Here is a 16,656-nt window from a genome sequence, read left to right as displayed (position 1 = left end):
CGTTTGGTGGCGCGGATCAACGAGCGGTGGGACTGCGAGGTCCCGTTGCGCGACTTCCTGCGCACGCCGACGGTGGCGCTGCTGGCGTCGGCCGTGGAGACCGGGCGTGGCACCGCGCAGGTCATCGCGTCCCGGCCCACCGAAGAGGAACTGCTGCTGGACCGGCTCGAAGAGCTGACCGACGACGAGGTGGAGGCCCTGTTGCGCACGACGGAGAACGAGGTCGACCGATGAGCCAGACCGACGAGCGCCGCGCGCTGCTGGCGCGTCGGCTGCGGGAACGCGCCGCCGAGCGTCACTTCGCCCTGTCCTACCCGCAGCAGCGGCTGTGGTTCCTCGAACAGCTCGACTCCGGCAGCGCGGTCTACCTCGTGCCGCTGCAGTACCGGATCGAGGGCCCGGTCGACGTCGCTGCGCTGGCGCACGCCCTCACCGAGGTCGTGCGCCGTCACCACGTCCTGCGCACGGTCTTCCGTGAGGTCGGCGGCGTCCCCCGGCAGTCGGTGGTCCCGGCCGAGCCGGTGCGCGTCGAGGTCCGCGAGGTCTCCGGCCACGAAGAAGCGGAGCGCCTCGCCGAAGAGCAGGCCCGCGCGCCGATCCCGCTGGACGCCGGGCTGAACCTGCGTCCGCTGCTGCTGCGTCTCGGCGCCGAGGAACACCGGTTCTGCCTGACACTGCACCACATCGCCTGCGACGGCTGGTCGCTCGCGTTACTGGAACACGAGCTTTCCGCGTTCTACCGGGCTTTCACCACCGGCGAACCCGCGGACGTGCCGGAGCTGGCCGCGCAGTACCCCGATTTCGCCGCCTGGCAGACCACCGAGCTGGAGCTGGCCGAACCGCTGGGCTACTGGCGCGCCAAACTCGCGGGCATCCCCGCGCTTTCCGGCCTGCCGAGCGACTTCCCGCGTCCCCCCACGCAGACCTACGCCGGCGCGCACCGGGACTGCGAGCTGCCGGGGGTGATCGCCGACGAGGTCGCCGAACTGGCGAAGGCGACCTCGGCGACCCCGTTCGCGGTGCTGCTGGCGGCGTTCTCCGCGCTGGTGCACGCCTACACCGGGACCGACGAGGTGGTCACCGGCTCCCCGGCGGCCGGGCGGACCCGCCCGGAGGTGCAGCACCTCATCGGGTTCTTCGCCAACACCGTGGTGCACCGGCTCGACGTCTCGGGGCAGCCGAGCTTCCGCGAGCTGGTCGAGCGGACCCGTGACGAGTCGCGGGCCGCGATGGTGCACCAGGACCTGCCGTTCGAGCGGCTGGTCGAGGAGCTGCACCCGGCGCGCGACCCCTCGCACAACCCGTTGTTCCAGCTGCTGTTCAGCTACCAGGAGACCGGCGGGACGACCGGGCTGCGGCTGCCCGGCTGCGCGGTGGAGATGGCCCCCGGCGACACCGCGACCGCGAAGTTCGACCTGACGCTGAGCATGACCAACGCGCCTGAGCGGCTCTCGTTCCGGCTGGAGTACGCCACCGGCCTGTTCACCGAGGACACCGCCCGGCAGATCGGCGAGCAGTTCCAGACGCTGCTGGCGGCCGCGCTGGCCGATCCGGAGCGTTCGATCGGCGCGTTGCCGGTCCTCACCGAGGTCGACCTCGACCGGGTGCTGGTCGACTGGAACGCGCCCGCCGCCCCGATCGGCGACGAACTGGTGCACGAGCTGATCGCGGCGCAGGCGGCACTGACCCCGGACGCGCCCGCGTTGCTGGGCGCCGACCAGGACCCCGCCGACGCGCTCACCTACCGCGAGGTCCACGAGCGGGCCGAAGCGCTGGCCGCCCGGCTGCGCGGCGCCGGGGTCGGCCCCGGCGTGCCGGTCGGGGTCTACCTGGACCGCTCGCCCGACCTGGTGATCACGATGCTGGCGATTCTGCGGGCCGGTGGCGGCTATCTGCCGCTGGACCCCGGCTACCCGCGCGACCGGCTCGCGTTCATGGTCGCGGACTCGGGCACCCCGGTACTGGTCAGCCGCGGCGGACTGGCCCGCCGGGTGGCGGACCTGCCGGTGACCGTGCTGCGGCTGGACGAGCCGGACGGGCCGGACGGGCCGGACGGCCGCAAGGACACCGAGCCCGTCGTGGCCCGCGGTGCGCAGCAGGACCTCGCCTACCTGATCTACACCTCCGGTTCCACCGGGAAGCCCAAGGGCGTGATGATCTCCCACCGCAACGTGGTGAGCTTCTTCGCCGGGATGGACCGGGTCCTCGGCGGCGACGACCCTGGCACCTGGCTCGCGGTGACCAGCATGTCGTTCGACATCTCGGTGCTGGAGCTGTTGTGGACACTGGCCCGCGGCTACCGCGTCGTGGTGCGCGGCGACGAGCCGACCGCGGCCCGGCAGGAGGGTGGCGCGCCGGTTCCCGCGTCGGCACAGGCGAAACCCATGCAGTTCAGCCTGTTCTACTTCGGCGGCGACAAGGGCGGTGACCCCGCGGACCGCTACCGGCTGCTGGTCGAGGGCTCGAAGTTCGCCGACCGCAACGGGTTCGCCGCGGTGTGGACCCCGGAGCGGCACTTCCACGAGTTCGGCGGGCTCTATCCCAACCCGTCGGTGACGGCCGCGGCCATCGCCGCGGTCACCGAGCGGGTGGCCGTGCGGGCGGGCAGTGTCGTGCTTCCCCTGCACGACCCGCTGCGGGTGGCCGAGGAATGGTCCGTTGTGGACAATCTGTCCCACGGCAGGGTCGGACTGTCGGTGGCTTCGGGCTGGCAGCCCACCGACTTCGTGCTCGCGCCGGAGGCCTACGCTGACCGCAAGAAGCTGATGATGAGCCGGCTCGAGGAGCTTCGCGGGCTGTGGCGCGGCGAGAGCGTGCGGCGCCGCAACGGCGTCGACACCGAGGTCGACGTCCGGGTGTTCCCGCCGCCGGTGCAGGCGGAGCTGCCGGTGTGGGTCACCAGCGCGCGCAGCCCGGAGACCTTCCAGCTGGCGGGTGAAGCAGGGGCGAACCTGCTCACCCACCTGCTCGGGCACTCGGTCGAGCAGCTGTCGCACAAGATCGCGCTCTACCGGCAGGCCTGGCGCGAAAGCGGCCATCCCGGCGACGGGCACGTGACGGTGATGCTGCACTCCTTCGCGGGGCAGGACACCGAAACCGTCCGCGCCGTCGTCCGCGAGCCGTTGTCCGCCTACATCAAGTCCTCCTTCGACCTGCTGTCGGGACTGGGCCAGTCGATGGGCCGCGAGGTGGATCTGCGCAGCCTGCCGGAGGAGGAGCTGGACGCGCTCGTCGCGCAGGCCTTCGACCGGTTCTTCGAGACCTCCGGCCTGCTCGGCACCCCCGAGCACTGCGCCGACATCGTGGACCGGCTCAAGCTCGTCGGCGTGGACGAGGTGGCCTGCCTCGTCGACTTCGGCGTGCCGCACGGACAGGTGCTCGACGCGCTCGGCCAGCTCGCGCTGGCCCGCGAGATCAGCGAGGACCGCCGTCGCGCCGCGGCGGCCGACGAACCGGTCGCCGCCCAGTTACGCCGCCACGGGGTCACCCACCTGCAGTGCACGCCGTCGCTGGCCGAGGTGATCAGCGACGACGAGGACTCGCGTGCCGCGCTGAGCGGGCTGCGGCGGCTGTTGGTCGGCGGCGAGGCGCTGCCCGGCCCCCTGGCCGCCCGGCTCGCGCCGCTGGCCCGCCTCGGGACGCACAACATGTACGGGCCGACCGAGGTCACCGTCTGGGCGAGCACCCATCAGGTCCGGCCCGGCGAGGAGGTCCTCATCGGCGGTCCGCTGGCCGGGGTCCGTGCCTACGTCGTGGACCGCTACCTGCGCTGTGCCCCGGTGAACGTGCCGGGTGAGCTGCTGCTCGGCGGCGACGGGGTGGCGCGCGGTTACCACGACCGGCCCGCGCTGACCGCGGAGCGGTTCGTCCCCGACCCGTTCTCCGGTGTCCCCGGCGCCCGGCTCTACCGCACGGGCGACCTGGTCCGCCGCCGGGCGAACGGCGAACTGGAGTTCCTCGGCCGGATCGACCACCAGGTGAAACTGCACGGCCACCGGATCGAGCTCGGCGAGATCGAAGACGCGCTGAGGGCGCACCCGGACGTCCGGGCCGCCGTGGTGACCGTCCGCGGGGAAGAGGCCCAGCGCCACCTGCTGGCCTACTGCGTGCCGGTGCCCGGCGCCGAGGACCGGCTGGACCTGCCCGCCGTCAAGGCGTCGCTGGCCCGGTCGCTGCCGGACTACATGATCCCGGGCCTGCTCGTGCCGCTGGCCGAGCTCCCGCTCACCCCCAACGGCAAGATCGACCGCAAGCGGCTGCCGGACCCGGAGCAACGCCGGGTGGCCGGTTACCGCGAGCCCGAGGGCGAGCTGGAACAGCGCGTGGCGGAGATCTTCGCCGAGGTCCTGCGGGCCGAGCGGGTGGGCGCGGACGACAACTTCTTCGACTCCGGCGGCAACTCGCTGCTCGCGGTCCAGGCGCGCTCGCGGCTGATGCCGGTGCTCGGCGAGCGGCTCTCGCTGGTCGACCTGTTCCGGTTCCCGACCGTGCGCGGCCTGGTCGGCGCGCTGACCGGGGGCGCGGACGCGGCGCTCGACCTGACGGGTACCAAGCAGGCCGCGAACCGGCGGGTCGCCGCACTGAACAACCGCGCGCGAGCGAACCGGGGGAACGTCCGATGAGTGAGCTCGACAACGGCCTGGAGCCGATCGCGATCGTCGGCATGGCCTGCCGGGTGCCGGGGGCGCGGACCCCGGCGGACTTCTGGGACCAGCTGCGCGACGGCGTCGAATCGATCACCCGGTTCGGCCGCGACGAGCTGCTGGCCGCCGGGACCGACCCGGAGGTGCTCGACGATCCGGACTTCGTGCCCGCCGCCGGGTACACCGAGGGCGGCGACCGGTTCGACGCGGCGTTCTTCGGGTTCACCGCGGCCGAGGCGGAGACGATGGACCCGCAGCACCGGCTGCTGTGCGAGACGGCGTGGGCGGCGGTCGAGGACAGCGGCCACACCACGGCCGGGCTCGGCGAGTCGGTCGGGGTGTTCGCCGGGGCGTTCATGAACAAGTACCTGACCGCGAACCTGGCCACCAGCGCGCGGTTCCAGCGCTCGCCGATGGCCCCGCTGACGCGGATGTTCAACGACAAGGACTTCCTGGCCACCCGGATCGCCTACCTGCTCGATCTCACCGGACCGGCCTGCACGGTGCAGACGGCGTGCTCGACGTCGCTGGTGGCCACCCACCTGGCCTGCCAGTCGTTGCTGAGCTACGAATGCGACGCGGCCATCGTCGGCGGCGTCTCGCTCAACGTGCCGTTGAAGGCCGGGTACCCGGTGGCCGACAGCGGGTTGTTCAGCGCCGACGGGCACTGCCGTCCCTTCGACGCCGACGCGGGCGGCACCGTACCCGGCAACGGCGCGGTGACCGTGGTGCTGCGGCGGCTTTCGGACGCGGTGGCCGACCGTGACCACGTGTACGCCGTCATCCGCGGTTCGGCGGTGAACAACGACGGCTCGCGCAAGGCGGGGTACGCCGCGCCGAGCGTGACCGGGCAGGCGAAGGTGATCAGTGCCGCGCACGCGGTGGCGGGCGTGGACCCGGCCACCATCGGTTACGTCGAGGCACATGGCACGGCCACCAGGGTCGGTGACCCGATCGAGGTGACCGCGCTGGCTCAGGCTTTCGCCACCGAGGAGACCGGGTTCTGCGCGCTGGGTTCGGTCAAGGCCAACATCGGCCACCTCGACGCGGCGGCCGGGCTGGCCGGGCTGATGCGCGCGGCGCTGGCCGTGCACCACGCCACCATCCCGCCGAACGCGAACTTCACCGCGCCCAGCCCGACGCTGGAACTGGAGCGGACGCCGTTCTACGTGCCCGCGGAAGCCCGCGACTGGCCGGGGGAGCGCCGGGCTGGGGTCAGCTCGTTCGGCGTCGGCGGCACCAACGCCCACGTCGTGCTGGAACAGGCGCCCGCCGAACCGGACCGCGGACCGGCCAGGCCGTGGCAGCTGCTGCCGGTCTCGGCGCGGGACCGGTCCACGCTCGACCGGGTCACCGCCGGGCTCGCCGGGCACCTGGGCGCCGCGGCAGGCACCGGTAGCTCGCTGGCCGACGTCGCGTTCACCCTCCAGACCGGCCGCCAGGCGTTCGAGGCCCGCCGGTTCGCCGTGTGCGCCGATCCCGCCGACGCCGTACAGGCGTTGTCGGGCAAGGAACCGAACCGCCTGGTCACCCGCATCGCCACCGGCGGGCCGGGGGACGCGGTGTTCGCCTTCCCCGGCGGCGGGGCGCAGCACCCGGATATGGGACTGGACCTCTATCGCGGGGAGCGGGTGTTCCGGTCCGAAGTGGACAGATGTGCGGAGATCCTGCGGCCCCGGCTCGGTTTCGATCTGCGGCGCCTGCTGTTCCCGGCCGCGTTCGCCCCGCTGGCCGGCAAGGAACTGGCGGGCGGGCAGGCCACCACCGGCCGCGACCAGGGCGCGGGCGTGGTGTCTTCGCTGTTCGTCGTCGAGTACGCGCTGGCCCGTCAGCTGATGGCCTGGGGCGTGCGGCCCGCCGCGGTGATCGGGCACAGCCTCGGCGAGTACGTCGCGGCCTGCCTGGCCGGGGTGTTCAGCCTCGAGGACGCGCTCGAAATCACCCTGGCCCGCGGCGAGCTGTTCGCGCGCATGCCGCCGGGCAAGATGCTGGTCGTCCAGAGGCCCGAGGCCGAGGTCGCGGCGATGCTGCCGGCGCGGCTGTCGATCTCCGCGGTCAACACCCCCGGGATGACCGTGGTGGCCGGGCCGGACGAGGACATCGCCGCCTGGCTGCGGGAACTCCGCGGCCGGGACGTCGACTGCCGCAAGGTCAGCGTGCCGGTGGCCAGCCATTCGTGGATGGTCGAGCCGTACCTCGACGAGTTCCGGCTCAAGGTCAAGGGCCTGCGGCTGAACGAGCCCGAGCTGCCCTTCGTCTCGTGCGTCACCGGCACGTGGGTGGCGCCGGGCGAGGTCACCGACCCCGAGCACTGGGTCCGGCACATGCGCCAGCCGGTGCGGTTCGCCGCCGGGGTGTCCGACGTGCTCGCCGCACCCGGGCGCGTGCTGCTGGAAGTCGGGCCGGGGCGGGCACTCAGCGCGCTCACCGCCGCGCAGCAGATCGCGCCGACGCCGACGACCGTGCCCACCATGGGCCTCGCCAGGGACGCCCAGCCGGACCTGGTGCACCTGCTCACCGCGGTGGGAAAGCTTTGGCAGGCCAACGTTCCCGTCGACTGGGCGGCGTTCCACGGTGAGGCGCGGCCGCGGCGGGTGCCGCTGCCGACCTATCCCTTCGAGCGCACGCGCCACTGGGTCGAGCCGGGCAGGCGGCAGAGCTTCGAGTACGCCGGGCCCGTGCCCGAAACCCCGGCGGAGCCGGTGACCGCACCGGACGAGTCGGCCGGCGCGCCGCGCAACGACCGGGAGCGGCGCATCGCGCGGATCTGGTGCGACCTGCTCGGCCTGGACGAGGTGGGCGTCCACGACGACTTCTTCGACCTCGGCGCGCACTCGCTGATGGTCACCCAGCTCACCAAGGAACTGCGGCGGATGGGGGCGACCGCGCTGGCCGCGAGCGACGTCCTGCGGGCGCCCACCGTGGCGGCGATGGCGGCGCTGGTGGACAGCGCGCTGAGCGGCGAGCCGGTCGTGGTGCCCGCGGGTCCGGTGCTGACCGACGAGGTCGTGCTCGACGGGTCGATCACCGCCGCCGGGTTGTCCCCGGTGAGCGGCGAACCCGCGAAGGCGGTGCTGCTCACCGGCGCCACCGGGTTCGTCGGCGCGTTCCTGGTCGCGGAGCTGTTGCAGGCCACCACCGCCACGGTGTACTGCCTGGTGCGGGCGGCCGACGAGGAAGCGGGCCGCGAGCGCGTGCTGGCGAAGCTGGACTCGCTCGGACTCGGCGCGACGGTCCGGCCCAGCCGCCTCCGGATCGTCGTCGGCGATCTGGCCAAGCCCCTGCTCGGCCTGACGGAGGAGCGGTTCGCCGCGCTGGCCGACGACATCGACGAGGTCTACCACTGCGGCGCCTGGGTCAACTTCGTCCGGCCCTACCGGGTGCTCAAGGCGACGAACGTGCTGGGCACCCAGGAGGTTCTGCGGCTGGCCACCACGAAGCGGCTCAAGCCGGTGCACCACGTGTCCACCCTCGCCGTGCTCGCCGGGGCGATGCTTTCGGGCGCGGGCGTGATCCGCGAAAGCGATCCGCTGCCGCCGCCGATCGGCCACGACACCGCGTACAGCCAGAGCAAATGGGTCGCCGAAGGACTGGTGGAGCTCGCGCGCGAGCGTGGCGTGCCGGTGTCGGTCTACCGCGCGGGCGGGGTGCTGTCGGACAGCCGCAGCGGCGCCACCAACAGCGAGGACTACGTGACCAAGGTGATCCAGGGTTGCGTGCAGCTGGGCGCGGCGCCGTCGCGGCGCTACCTGCTCGCGGTCGGCACGGTGGACCACTTCGTCCGTGAGGTGGTCGCGCTCGCGGCCAGGCCGGAGTCGCTCGGGCGCACCTACCACGCCATCGACCCGGAACCGTTCCCCTGGAACGAGATCTTCGAGCGCATCCGGGACTTCGGTTACCCGGTGCGGAGCGTTCCGTTCGACGAGTGGCGCGCCGAGCTGATCGAGCACGTCGACCGCGACGGGGAGGACAACGCGCTCGCCCCGCTGATGGCGATGCTGGGCGACACGCCAGATCGGGACATGCCGGTGATGTCGTGCGAGCAGGTGCTGGCCGCGCTACCCGCCGAGGTCGCCGCGGCGCCGCCGCTGGACAAGGCCTACTTCGAGCGGATGCTCCGTTTCTTCGTGCGCGGTCGGCTGCTGCCGCCCGTGTCCACCGCTGTGTCTACCTCGGGAGTTTGAGATGTCGTTGCTGCTGACCGGTGCCACGCTGATCGACGGGCTGGGCGGCGATCCGGTCCCCGGCGCCACCGTGGCGGTCTCCGGCGACCGGATCGCCGGTGTCGGCCGGACCGCCACGGCGCCGGCCGACGCCGACCTGGTCGACCTGAGCGGGCTCACCCTGCTGCCCGGCCTGATCGACGCGCATGTCCACATCGGACATTCCAGTGAGATGCGCGCGGTGCTCAACAACGAGCTGTCGGTGGCCGAACGGGCCGCGGACATCTTCCGCACCCTGCGCGAGACGATCGACGCCGGGTTCACCGCGGTGCGCGACTGCGGCGGCATCGACCACGGCGTGCTGCGCACGGTGGGCCGCGGCCTGGTGCCCGGCCCGCGGATCTGGTCCTCGGCCTCGCCGCTGGTGCAGTGCGGCGGGCACGGGCACCTCGGCTCGCCGTTCCAGGCCCCGGACGAGTCGTTCGCCTTCCGGGTGCGCGGGCTGACCGCCGTCGGCCGGATCTCCGACGGACGCGACGAGGTCCGCAAGGCCGCCCGCGAATGCTTCCGCCAGGGCGCGAGCTTCCTCAAGATGGCGGTCACCGGCGGCGTCGTCTCGATCGCGGACACCCTCGACGACACCCAGTTCAGCATCGAGGAGATCGCCGTCGCGGTCGAGGAGGCCAAGGCGCGCCACACCTACGTGACGGTGCACGCGCACAACATCGCCGGTATCCACAACGCGGTCAAGGCCGGGGTGGAGTGCGTCGAGCACGGCACCGGCATCGACGAGGAGACCGCGGCGCTGATGGCGGCCGGCGGGGCCGCGCTGGTGCCGACGCTGGCGATCGCCAAGGTGCTCACCGAGGACTTCGAACAGCACGGCCTGCCCCCGCAGATCCGCGAGCGGGTCGGCGACACGATGCGCGGCATGACCGACGGCCTGCTGGCCGCCCGCGCCGCGGGTGTGCCGGTCGGCTCCGGCTCCGACCTGATCGGGCCGAAACAGAACCGGCGCGGGCTGGAGATCGCGCTGAAGGCCGAGATCCTCGGCGCGATGGAGGCCATCGTGTCGGCCACCTCGGTCAACGCCTCGATCATGCGGGTGGCCGACAAGATCGGCTCCGTCGAGACCGGGAAGCTCGCGGACCTGGTCGCCGTCGACTTCGACCCGCTCGCCAATCCCGAACTCTTCGATCAGCCGGAGCGGGTGGTGCTGGTGGTCAAGAACGGCCGGATCGTCAAGGACACCCGCAAATGAGCACAGGAGGGAACGCCGTCATGGCTGCCGAAACCGCCGACCGCGCCGACTACCGCGTGGTGGTCAACGCCGAGGAGCAGTACTCGATCTGGGACGCCACGCTGCCGGTGCCCCCCGGCTGGACTGACGCCGGGCACACCGGCGACCGGCAGTCCTGCCTCGACCACGTCGAGGCCGTGTGGACCGACATGCGTCCGCGTAGCCTGCGCGATGGTGGGTGAACGCGGCATGGAGAACCTGCCTGGCACCACCCCGCCGCGGCCGCTCGTGGTGGGCATCGGCGGCACCGGCCGTCCCGGCTCGGCCACGGAACGGGCACTGAAGGCCGCGCTGAGCGCCGCCGAGACGGCGGGGACCGAGGTCCGCCTGTTCGGCGGGCAGTTCCTCGCCGGGCTGCCGATGTTCGTGCCCGGTCGCGGAGTCCAGGGCGCGGCGGTGGCCGAGCTGGTCGACGCCGTCGGCCAGGCCAACGGCGTGCTGCTGGCCAGCCCGAGCTACCACGGCGGGGTCTCCGCGCTGGTCAAGAACGGGCTGGACCACCTGGAACACCTGGCCGACCGGACCCGGCCGTATCTGGACGGGCGGGCCGTCGGCAGCATCGTCACCGCCGCGGGCTGGCAGACCGGGGGGAGCACGCTCACCGCGTTGCGCTCGGTGGTGCACGCCCTGCGCGGCTGGCCGACGCCGCTGGGCATCACGATCAACACGGCCGAGCCCGTGCCGGGTGACGGCGGCCAGGCCGCCCGCGAGCGGTGCGAGGTCCAGTTGTGCACGATCGGCTGGCAGGTCGCGGAGTTCGCGGTGCGGGCCGCGTCTTCGCGGGTCACCGCGGGGGCGCCCCGGTGACGGCTCAGGTGACTCAGGCGGCTCAAGTGGACAGTGAGCCGCGGGCCCGGCCGGGTACGGCGGAACTGCTGGCGGAGTTCCGGCGCCGCCGCGAGCTCGCCCGCCAGCCAGGGTCGGCGCGCGCGGCGAAGCGCCAGCACGTGCTGGGCAAGTTCACCGCCAGGGAACGCATTGAGCTGTTGCTGGACACGGATTCGTTCGTGGAGATCGACGCGTTCGCCCGGCACCGCTCGACGAACTTCGGCGTGGACGCGAAACACCCGGTCGGCGACGGCGTGGTCACCGGCTACGGCACCGTGGACGGGCGCCCCGTGCACGTCTACGCGCAGGACGTCACCTCCTTCACCGGCAGTGTGGGGGAGGTGTTCGGGGTCAAGGTCGGCAAGGTCCTCGACCTCGCGATGGCCGCCGGGACCCCGGTGATCGGCATCTGCGACTCCAGCGGCGCGCGGCTGCAGGAGGGCGTGCTCGCGCTTTCGGCCTACGGCCAGGTGGCCCGCCGGGTGGTCACCGCGTCCGGGGTGATCCCGCAGATCTCGGTGATCATGGGCGTGTGCGCGGGCGGCGCGGTGTACACCCCGGCCGCCACGGACTTCGTGGTGATGGTGGACAAGACCTCGCACATGTTCGTCACCGGACCGGACGTGATCCGCGCGGTGACCGGCGAGGTGATCGGGCTCGAGGAGCTCGGCGGCGGCCGGGTGCACACCAGCGTGACCGGCAACGCGCACTATCTCGCGTCCGACGAGACGGACGCGCTGAACTACGTCAAGGACCTGCTCTCCTACCTGCCGGGCAACAATCTCGAGAGCCCGCCCGCGTACCCGCCGGTGGAACCGCCGGACCCGGCGACCGAGCTGGACACGATGATCCCGGACGTGCCCGAGCACGGCTACGACATGCGCGACGTCCTCGAACGGGTCGTCGACGACGGCGACCTGCTGGAGGTGCACGCCGCGTTCGCGCCCAACATCCTCTGCGGGTTCGCGAGGATCGAGGGCGCCACCGTCGGGGTCGTGGCCAACCAGCCGCTGCACCTGGCGGGCGCGCTCGACATCGACGCGGCCGAGAAGGCGGCGCGGTTCGTGCGGTTCTGCGACGCGTTCGGGATCCCGATCCTGACCATGGTCGACGTCCCCGGCTTCATGCCGGGCACGGTCCAGGAACACGCCGGGATCATCCGCCGCGGCGCGAAACTGGGCTTCGCCTACATCGAGGCGACGGTCCCGAAGGTCACGGTGATCACCCGCAAGGCCTTCGGTGGCGGGTACGCGGTGATGGGCTCGAAGGAGCTCGGCGCGGACCTGTGTTTCGCCTGGCCGGTCGCGCAGATCGGGGTGATGGGCGCGCGCGGCGGGGTCGAGATGCTGTTCCACCGCGACCTGGTCTCCGCCGCCGAGCCGGAAAAGCTCCGGGCCTCGCTCACCGCCAGCTACGAGGAAACCCTGACCAGCCCGTACATCGCGGCCGAACGCGGCTGCATCGACGACATCATCGTGCCGGCCGAAACCCGGAGCGCGGTGGCGAAGGCACTGCGCTCGCTACGGACCAAGCGGGTGCAGACGCCGCCCAAGAAGCACAGCAACATCCCGTTGTGACGGGCGCGGGGGAACCAGCGGGCGAGGTGGTCGTCCAGGTCCCGCTGGTGCTCGCCGATGGCAGTCGGGCGTAGCGGGACGGCCGTTCGGTAGAGGTGGCCCTGTTTCAGGTCTATTTTCACGTCGTTTTTCACGTCGTTTTCACGTCGAGGTCGCGCAGGCGGCGGCCGAGCAGGTCGGGGCCCGCGCCGAAATCGGTTCCGGCGACGGCGCGCGACCGCCGCCGGAAACCTCGATGGTGGGCGGTTCCGCGCGGTCGCTGACTCCCGCGGCGGCGATCTCCTCCGGCGGCTCGCCCCTGAGCGTGTCGTTCCGTGAGGGCTCGCCGGGGAAGCCGAAGCCGAGCAGTTTTGCGCACCGTGCCGCGCGCGCCGTCACCGCCGACGAGGTACCGCGACCGCAGCCGTTCCCCGTCGGACAGCTCGACGGTCACCCTCGTCGTCCTGCTCGAAACCGGTGACCGGACAACCGCGCCGGACCTGCGCGCCCAGTCCGATCACCCGTTCTTCGAGACGTGCGCGGAATCCGGGCCCTCGGGTGCGGGTTTGGGAATGGCGGCGAAGAAACCACGGCCGGACGCCGTCTTCCGTGTTCGAGAAGACGATCGAGCAGGCCGTAGAGACCGATCGGCTTGGAGGTCGCCGCGACGCCCTCTTCGTGTCGTGAACGTGGAACTCGCAGCGGTGAATGTGGGACTCGTGCCCCTGGGTGTGGGACTCGCTGCGCGGTGTCAGCCGTCGGTTTCGTTGCGGGTCACGTAGCTGGCGACCCCGGCGCGGCTGGACACGCCGATCTTGGCGAAGATGTTCGACAGGTGCATCTCCACGGTCTTTTCGGCGATGTGCAGCCGGCGGGCGATGAGCCGGTTGGTCATGCCCTCGCCGACCAGGTCCGAGACCTCCTTTTCGCGGCCGGTGAGCCCCCACGCCCTGCCTTCGGCGCGGCCTCGCAGGTTCGACGACTTCGCGGCCAGCCTGCGCCGCTCGGTCCTGGCCTGCCTGCTCAAGGTCAACGCGCCGAGCCGGGAGGACGCCAGCTCGACGCTCTTGAGCTCGCGTACGCCCTCGTCGTGGGAGCCGTCGTGCCACAGCGCCGTGCCCAGCACCGTCCTGGCCCGCAACGCGTCCAGCGTCATACCGGCCTTTTCCAGTCCCCACACCGCTTCCCTGGCCGACTGCAAGGCCGAATCGGAGTTGGTGGCGAGCGCCACCTGTGCGCACGCCAGCCTGGCCAGTGCGCGTCGTCCCGGCTGTCTGAGCGCCGTGGCCACCGCCTCCGCGGACTGCGCCCACTTGGCCGCGGCTTCCGGCCGCCCGGCCATCAGCTCGGCCCGGGTGAGCAGCTCGTACCAGGCCACCCGCGAGCAGACGTCCGCGTCGGCGAGGTCCGGCCCGCCCGCGGCGGACACCAGCGCCATGGCCTCCTCGTAGTCCCGGCTCATCAGGCGGACGTCGGCGAGCATGCGCATCGCCAGCGTCTCGCACCAGCCGCTCGCCGACTCCCGGTTCTGGTCGGTGGCGATCAGCCCGCTCTCCAGCGCCCGGTCGAGATCGCCGAGGGTGGCGTCGATCCAGGACAGCGTCGAGTACGCGCTGGTCGTCTGCTCGGGACTGCGGGACTTCTCGGCCAGGTGCACCGCGTGCTCGGCCGCGGCCCGCGCCTCGGCCAGCCTGCCCCGGTTGCGCTGGGCGAACACCACGCCGACCAGCAGGTGCGGCAGCACCAGCCAGCGCTGGGTGCGGGTGGCCACCTCGACCGCCTTCTCGAAGTGCCGCAGCGCTTCGTCCCAGCGTTCCAGCAGCACCTCGCTCCAGCCGATCCAGACGACGGCGTCGAGGCTGTGCGCGAAGTCGTTGTCCAGCATGGCGTCCAGCAGCAGCACGGCCCCGCGGGTGTGGTCGGCCGCCGCGCCGATCTCGCCGGAGGTCACCTCGGCCATGGCGAGCAGCCCGAGGCAGGCCACCTGCAGCGGGATCTGGTCGTGCTGCTTCGCCACGGCGAGCGCGCGCGCCGCCGCCTCCCGGCAGGACGCGGAGTCGCCGCTGCTCAGCTGGCAGCAGGCGAACTCGTAGGTCAGCCGGGCGCACGCCATCGACTCCGGCTTGCCCAGCACCTCGATCTCCGCCCGCAGCATCGCCTCGGTCTCCGCGTGCGCGCCCAGCAGCCGCTGGACCAGCGCGGTGAACGCGACCGCGTTCGCGTGCTCGGCCTTCGGCTCGGTGGGCAGGATCCGCAGCGCTTCGTGCATCGTGTCGCGGCATTCGCGCAGGTAGCCCAGTGCGCCGCGGGCCTTGGCGAGCCGGATGAGCAGGCGGGCCCGGCGGGCGTCGCTGGCCGGGCCGCCCGGCAGCACGCGCAGCGCGGTGGCCAGCCAGGGCGCCGCGGTCGCGGGATCGGAGGCGCTCACCGTGGTCGCGGCCGCCTCGAGGACGTCCGCCGCCTCGAGGTCGCCGTAGCGGGCCCAGCGTTCGACGTGGGGCGCCCGCTCGACCGGGGCGGCGCCCCTGTCCTGCAGCACCCCGTCGATGTTGACGTGCATCTCGATCCGGCGGCTCAGCTCGGTGCCGGCGCGGATCGTCCTGGCCACCACCGGGTGGCGGAACGTGAAGTACTGCCCGGACACGACCTCGCGGAGCAGGTCGTGGCGGATCAGCTCGCCGATCGCGGTCAGCACCGCGGGTTCGGACATGTCGAGCACCCTGGCCACCAGCCCGGGGTCGAACTCGGTGCCGATCACCGCGGCCGCCTCGGCCACCGTCCTGGTCACCGGCGGCAGGTCGTCCAGCTCGCGCAGGAAGATCGCGTTCTCCCCGGTCTGTTCGTGCCCGGCCGGGCCGGGGAGCGCGCTGCCGCCGGGGAAGGGCATGCGTTCGGCGGCGAGTGCCTTGAGATACGCGGGATTGCCGCCGCTGTCGTGGTGCAGTTTGCGGCGCCAGCTCGCGGTGCCTTGTCCGGCCAGCAGTTCGCCGGTGTCGCGCTCGGTCAGCGGCGCCAGGCGCATCCGGTGCCAGGCGACGTGCTGGGACCGGTCGGAAACGGCCTCCCGCAACGCGATCCCGGCTTGGCGGTCACGGAAGCCCAGCACGAACAGCACCGCCCGGTTCGGCGGACGGCGCAGCAGGCCGCCGAGCAGTTCCAGCGACGCCGGGTCGGCGGCGTGCAGGTCGTCCAGCACGAGCACCAGCCTCGGGTCCGCGAGCTCCTCCAGCAGCTCGCGGACCGGCCGGGGATCCAGCGTCCTCGACGGCGGTTCCGGCGGGCCGGGCCTGGTCATCGGCGCCGGATCGGCGGCCAGCGCGGGAAAGGCGCGCGCCAGCTCGGCGTGGCTGAAGGGGGAGCTGCGCTCGACCGTGCGCCGCACCAGCTCGTACTGGTCGTCGAACGCGTCCGCCCAGACACCGTGGGGCCGCCGCCGCTGCGGGCTGCCGGCGAGCACCACGGCCTCACGGGCGCGCGCCATGCCGACCATTTCGCGCAGCAGGGTCGTTTTCCCCATACCCGCGTCTCCGGTGACCTCGATGACCCGGACGGTCGGGAGGCCGAGGGTGAAATCGTCGAGCGTCTGGGTGAAGGAAGTCAGCTCGAGTTGGCGTCCCAGCGGCCGCGCTGTCCAATTCGTCCCGTTCGTTCCGACCTGGTTTCCGACCTGGTTCATGGTTGATTGCTCAAGCATGGACACGTCGAACCGATCTACTGTGGTCACGCGGTTCCCCCTGTGTGGCCGGACAGCGGCCTCGCTGCTGGAGCGTCGGCCTTATCCTTGCGATCGTCAGTGGTTCGATAGCGCACGCGGCTGTCACCGCAGTCAAGCGCCCGGATGGGTGTGTTTCCCCGATCGGGCGTACTTATCCCCTCCAAAACCAGTCTAGTCGACTCATTGTTCGACAGGAGGTGCTTGCTGAGAAAAGCGAACGGGCGGGGTGTCCGACAGTGAAACACCAGGGTGCCTCGTAGTGCCTCTTGGTGGCTGTGATGAGCCTGTGATCCAGCAGTGGGGACGTGTTCGCCCGAATGGGGGATGGGCAGGCGCGGTGCCGCCCCAGGGATATCCCCACTGCTTCGCCGGGCCACCTGCCCACAGACTGGACATTGAGACTCTCCTCGTCTGTGCGGCCCGAACGTCCCGAACCGGGGTGTGGCGAGGC

Annotated in this window: 9 protein-coding genes and 1 pseudogene; 7 read left to right on the top strand and 3 right to left on the bottom strand. The window is 72.3% G+C overall.

Going from position 1 to position 16,656, the window contains the following annotated elements:
* From QMK34_RS06935 to QMK34_RS06905, 7 genes are all read left to right on the top strand, one after another.
* On the top strand, nucleotides 1-234 hold a 234-nt coding region (locus tag QMK34_RS06935; RefSeq protein WP_326412711.1), incomplete at its 5' end, for a hypothetical protein.
* The gene (locus QMK34_RS06930; RefSeq protein ID WP_326412709.1) at nucleotides 231-4,622 is read left to right on the top strand and encodes a MupA/Atu3671 family FMN-dependent luciferase-like monooxygenase; all 4,392 of its coding nucleotides are present in this window, start codon (nucleotides 231-233) and stop codon (nucleotides 4,620-4,622) included. The genes QMK34_RS06935 and QMK34_RS06930, both read left to right, overlap by 4 nt.
* Nucleotides 4,619-8,827 (top strand): type I polyketide synthase, encoded by a 4,209-nt coding sequence (locus QMK34_RS06925; protein WP_326412707.1) that lies wholly within the window; start codon nucleotides 4,619-4,621, stop codon nucleotides 8,825-8,827. Before QMK34_RS06930 ends, QMK34_RS06925 begins: the two co-directional genes overlap by 4 nt.
* A 1-nt stretch (nucleotide 8,828) precedes the next feature.
* Complete coding sequence (locus tag QMK34_RS06920; RefSeq protein ID WP_326412705.1) at nucleotides 8,829-10,067, top strand: metal-dependent hydrolase family protein; 1,239 nt, start codon at nucleotides 8,829-8,831, stop codon at nucleotides 10,065-10,067.
* Between the two features lie 20 nt (nucleotides 10,068-10,087).
* Complete coding sequence (locus QMK34_RS06915; protein ID WP_326412703.1) at nucleotides 10,088-10,288, top strand: MbtH family protein; 201 nt, start codon at nucleotides 10,088-10,090, stop codon at nucleotides 10,286-10,288.
* A gap of 7 nt (nucleotides 10,289-10,295) precedes the next feature.
* A complete protein-coding gene (locus QMK34_RS06910; protein WP_326412701.1) occupies nucleotides 10,296-10,913 on the top strand; it encodes an NADPH-dependent FMN reductase in 618 nt (205 codons plus the stop codon).
* Between the two features lie 8 nt (nucleotides 10,914-10,921).
* Nucleotides 10,922-12,511, top strand: coding sequence for an acyl-CoA carboxylase subunit beta (locus tag QMK34_RS06905; protein WP_442785106.1), 1,590 nt, complete (start codon nucleotides 10,922-10,924; stop codon nucleotides 12,509-12,511).
* A gap of 141 nt (nucleotides 12,512-12,652) precedes the next feature.
* Here the strand turns inward: QMK34_RS06905 and QMK34_RS47720 are convergent, their stop codons facing one another.
* From QMK34_RS47720 to QMK34_RS06895, 3 genes and pseudogenes are all read right to left on the bottom strand, one after another.
* On the bottom strand, nucleotides 12,653-12,889 hold the full coding sequence (locus QMK34_RS47720; protein ID WP_442785107.1) for a hypothetical protein: 237 nt from the start codon (nucleotides 12,887-12,889) through the stop codon (nucleotides 12,653-12,655).
* A 4-nt stretch (nucleotides 12,890-12,893) separates the two neighbouring features.
* A pseudogene (locus QMK34_RS47715) lies at nucleotides 12,894-12,944 on the bottom strand (hypothetical protein); the annotation flags it as partial.
* Between the two features lie 297 nt (nucleotides 12,945-13,241).
* Entirely contained in the window at nucleotides 13,242-16,166 is a 2,925-nt protein-coding gene (locus tag QMK34_RS06895; protein ID WP_326412699.1) for a helix-turn-helix transcriptional regulator, read from the bottom strand.
* Nucleotides 16,167-16,656: the final 490 nt, after the last annotated feature.

It is taken from the genome of Amycolatopsis sp. H20-H5 (assembly GCF_035828755.1).
GTDB lineage: Bacteria > Actinomycetota > Actinomycetes > Mycobacteriales > Pseudonocardiaceae > Amycolatopsis.
This window is presented reverse-complemented; position numbering and strand designations above follow the sequence as displayed.

What these genes read in the sequence shown, in the direction of transcription:
- QMK34_RS06915 (WP_326412703.1), top strand. Translation starts at nt 10,088, where the DNA reads ATGGCTGCCGAAACCGCCGACCGCGCCGACTACCGCGTGGTGGTCAAC.
- QMK34_RS06920 (WP_326412705.1), top strand. Translation starts at nt 8,829, where the DNA reads ATGTCGTTGCTGCTGACCGGTGCCACGCTGATCGACGGGCTGGGCGGC.
- QMK34_RS06895 (WP_326412699.1), bottom strand. Translation starts at nt 16,166, where the DNA reads ATGAACCAGGTCGGAAACCAGGTCGGAACGAACGGGACGAATTGGACA.
- QMK34_RS06910 (WP_326412701.1), top strand. Translation starts at nt 10,296, where the DNA reads ATGGAGAACCTGCCTGGCACCACCCCGCCGCGGCCGCTCGTGGTGGGC.
- QMK34_RS06925 (WP_326412707.1), top strand. Translation starts at nt 4,619, where the DNA reads ATGAGTGAGCTCGACAACGGCCTGGAGCCGATCGCGATCGTCGGCATG.
- QMK34_RS06930 (WP_326412709.1), top strand. Translation starts at nt 231, where the DNA reads ATGAGCCAGACCGACGAGCGCCGCGCGCTGCTGGCGCGTCGGCTGCGG.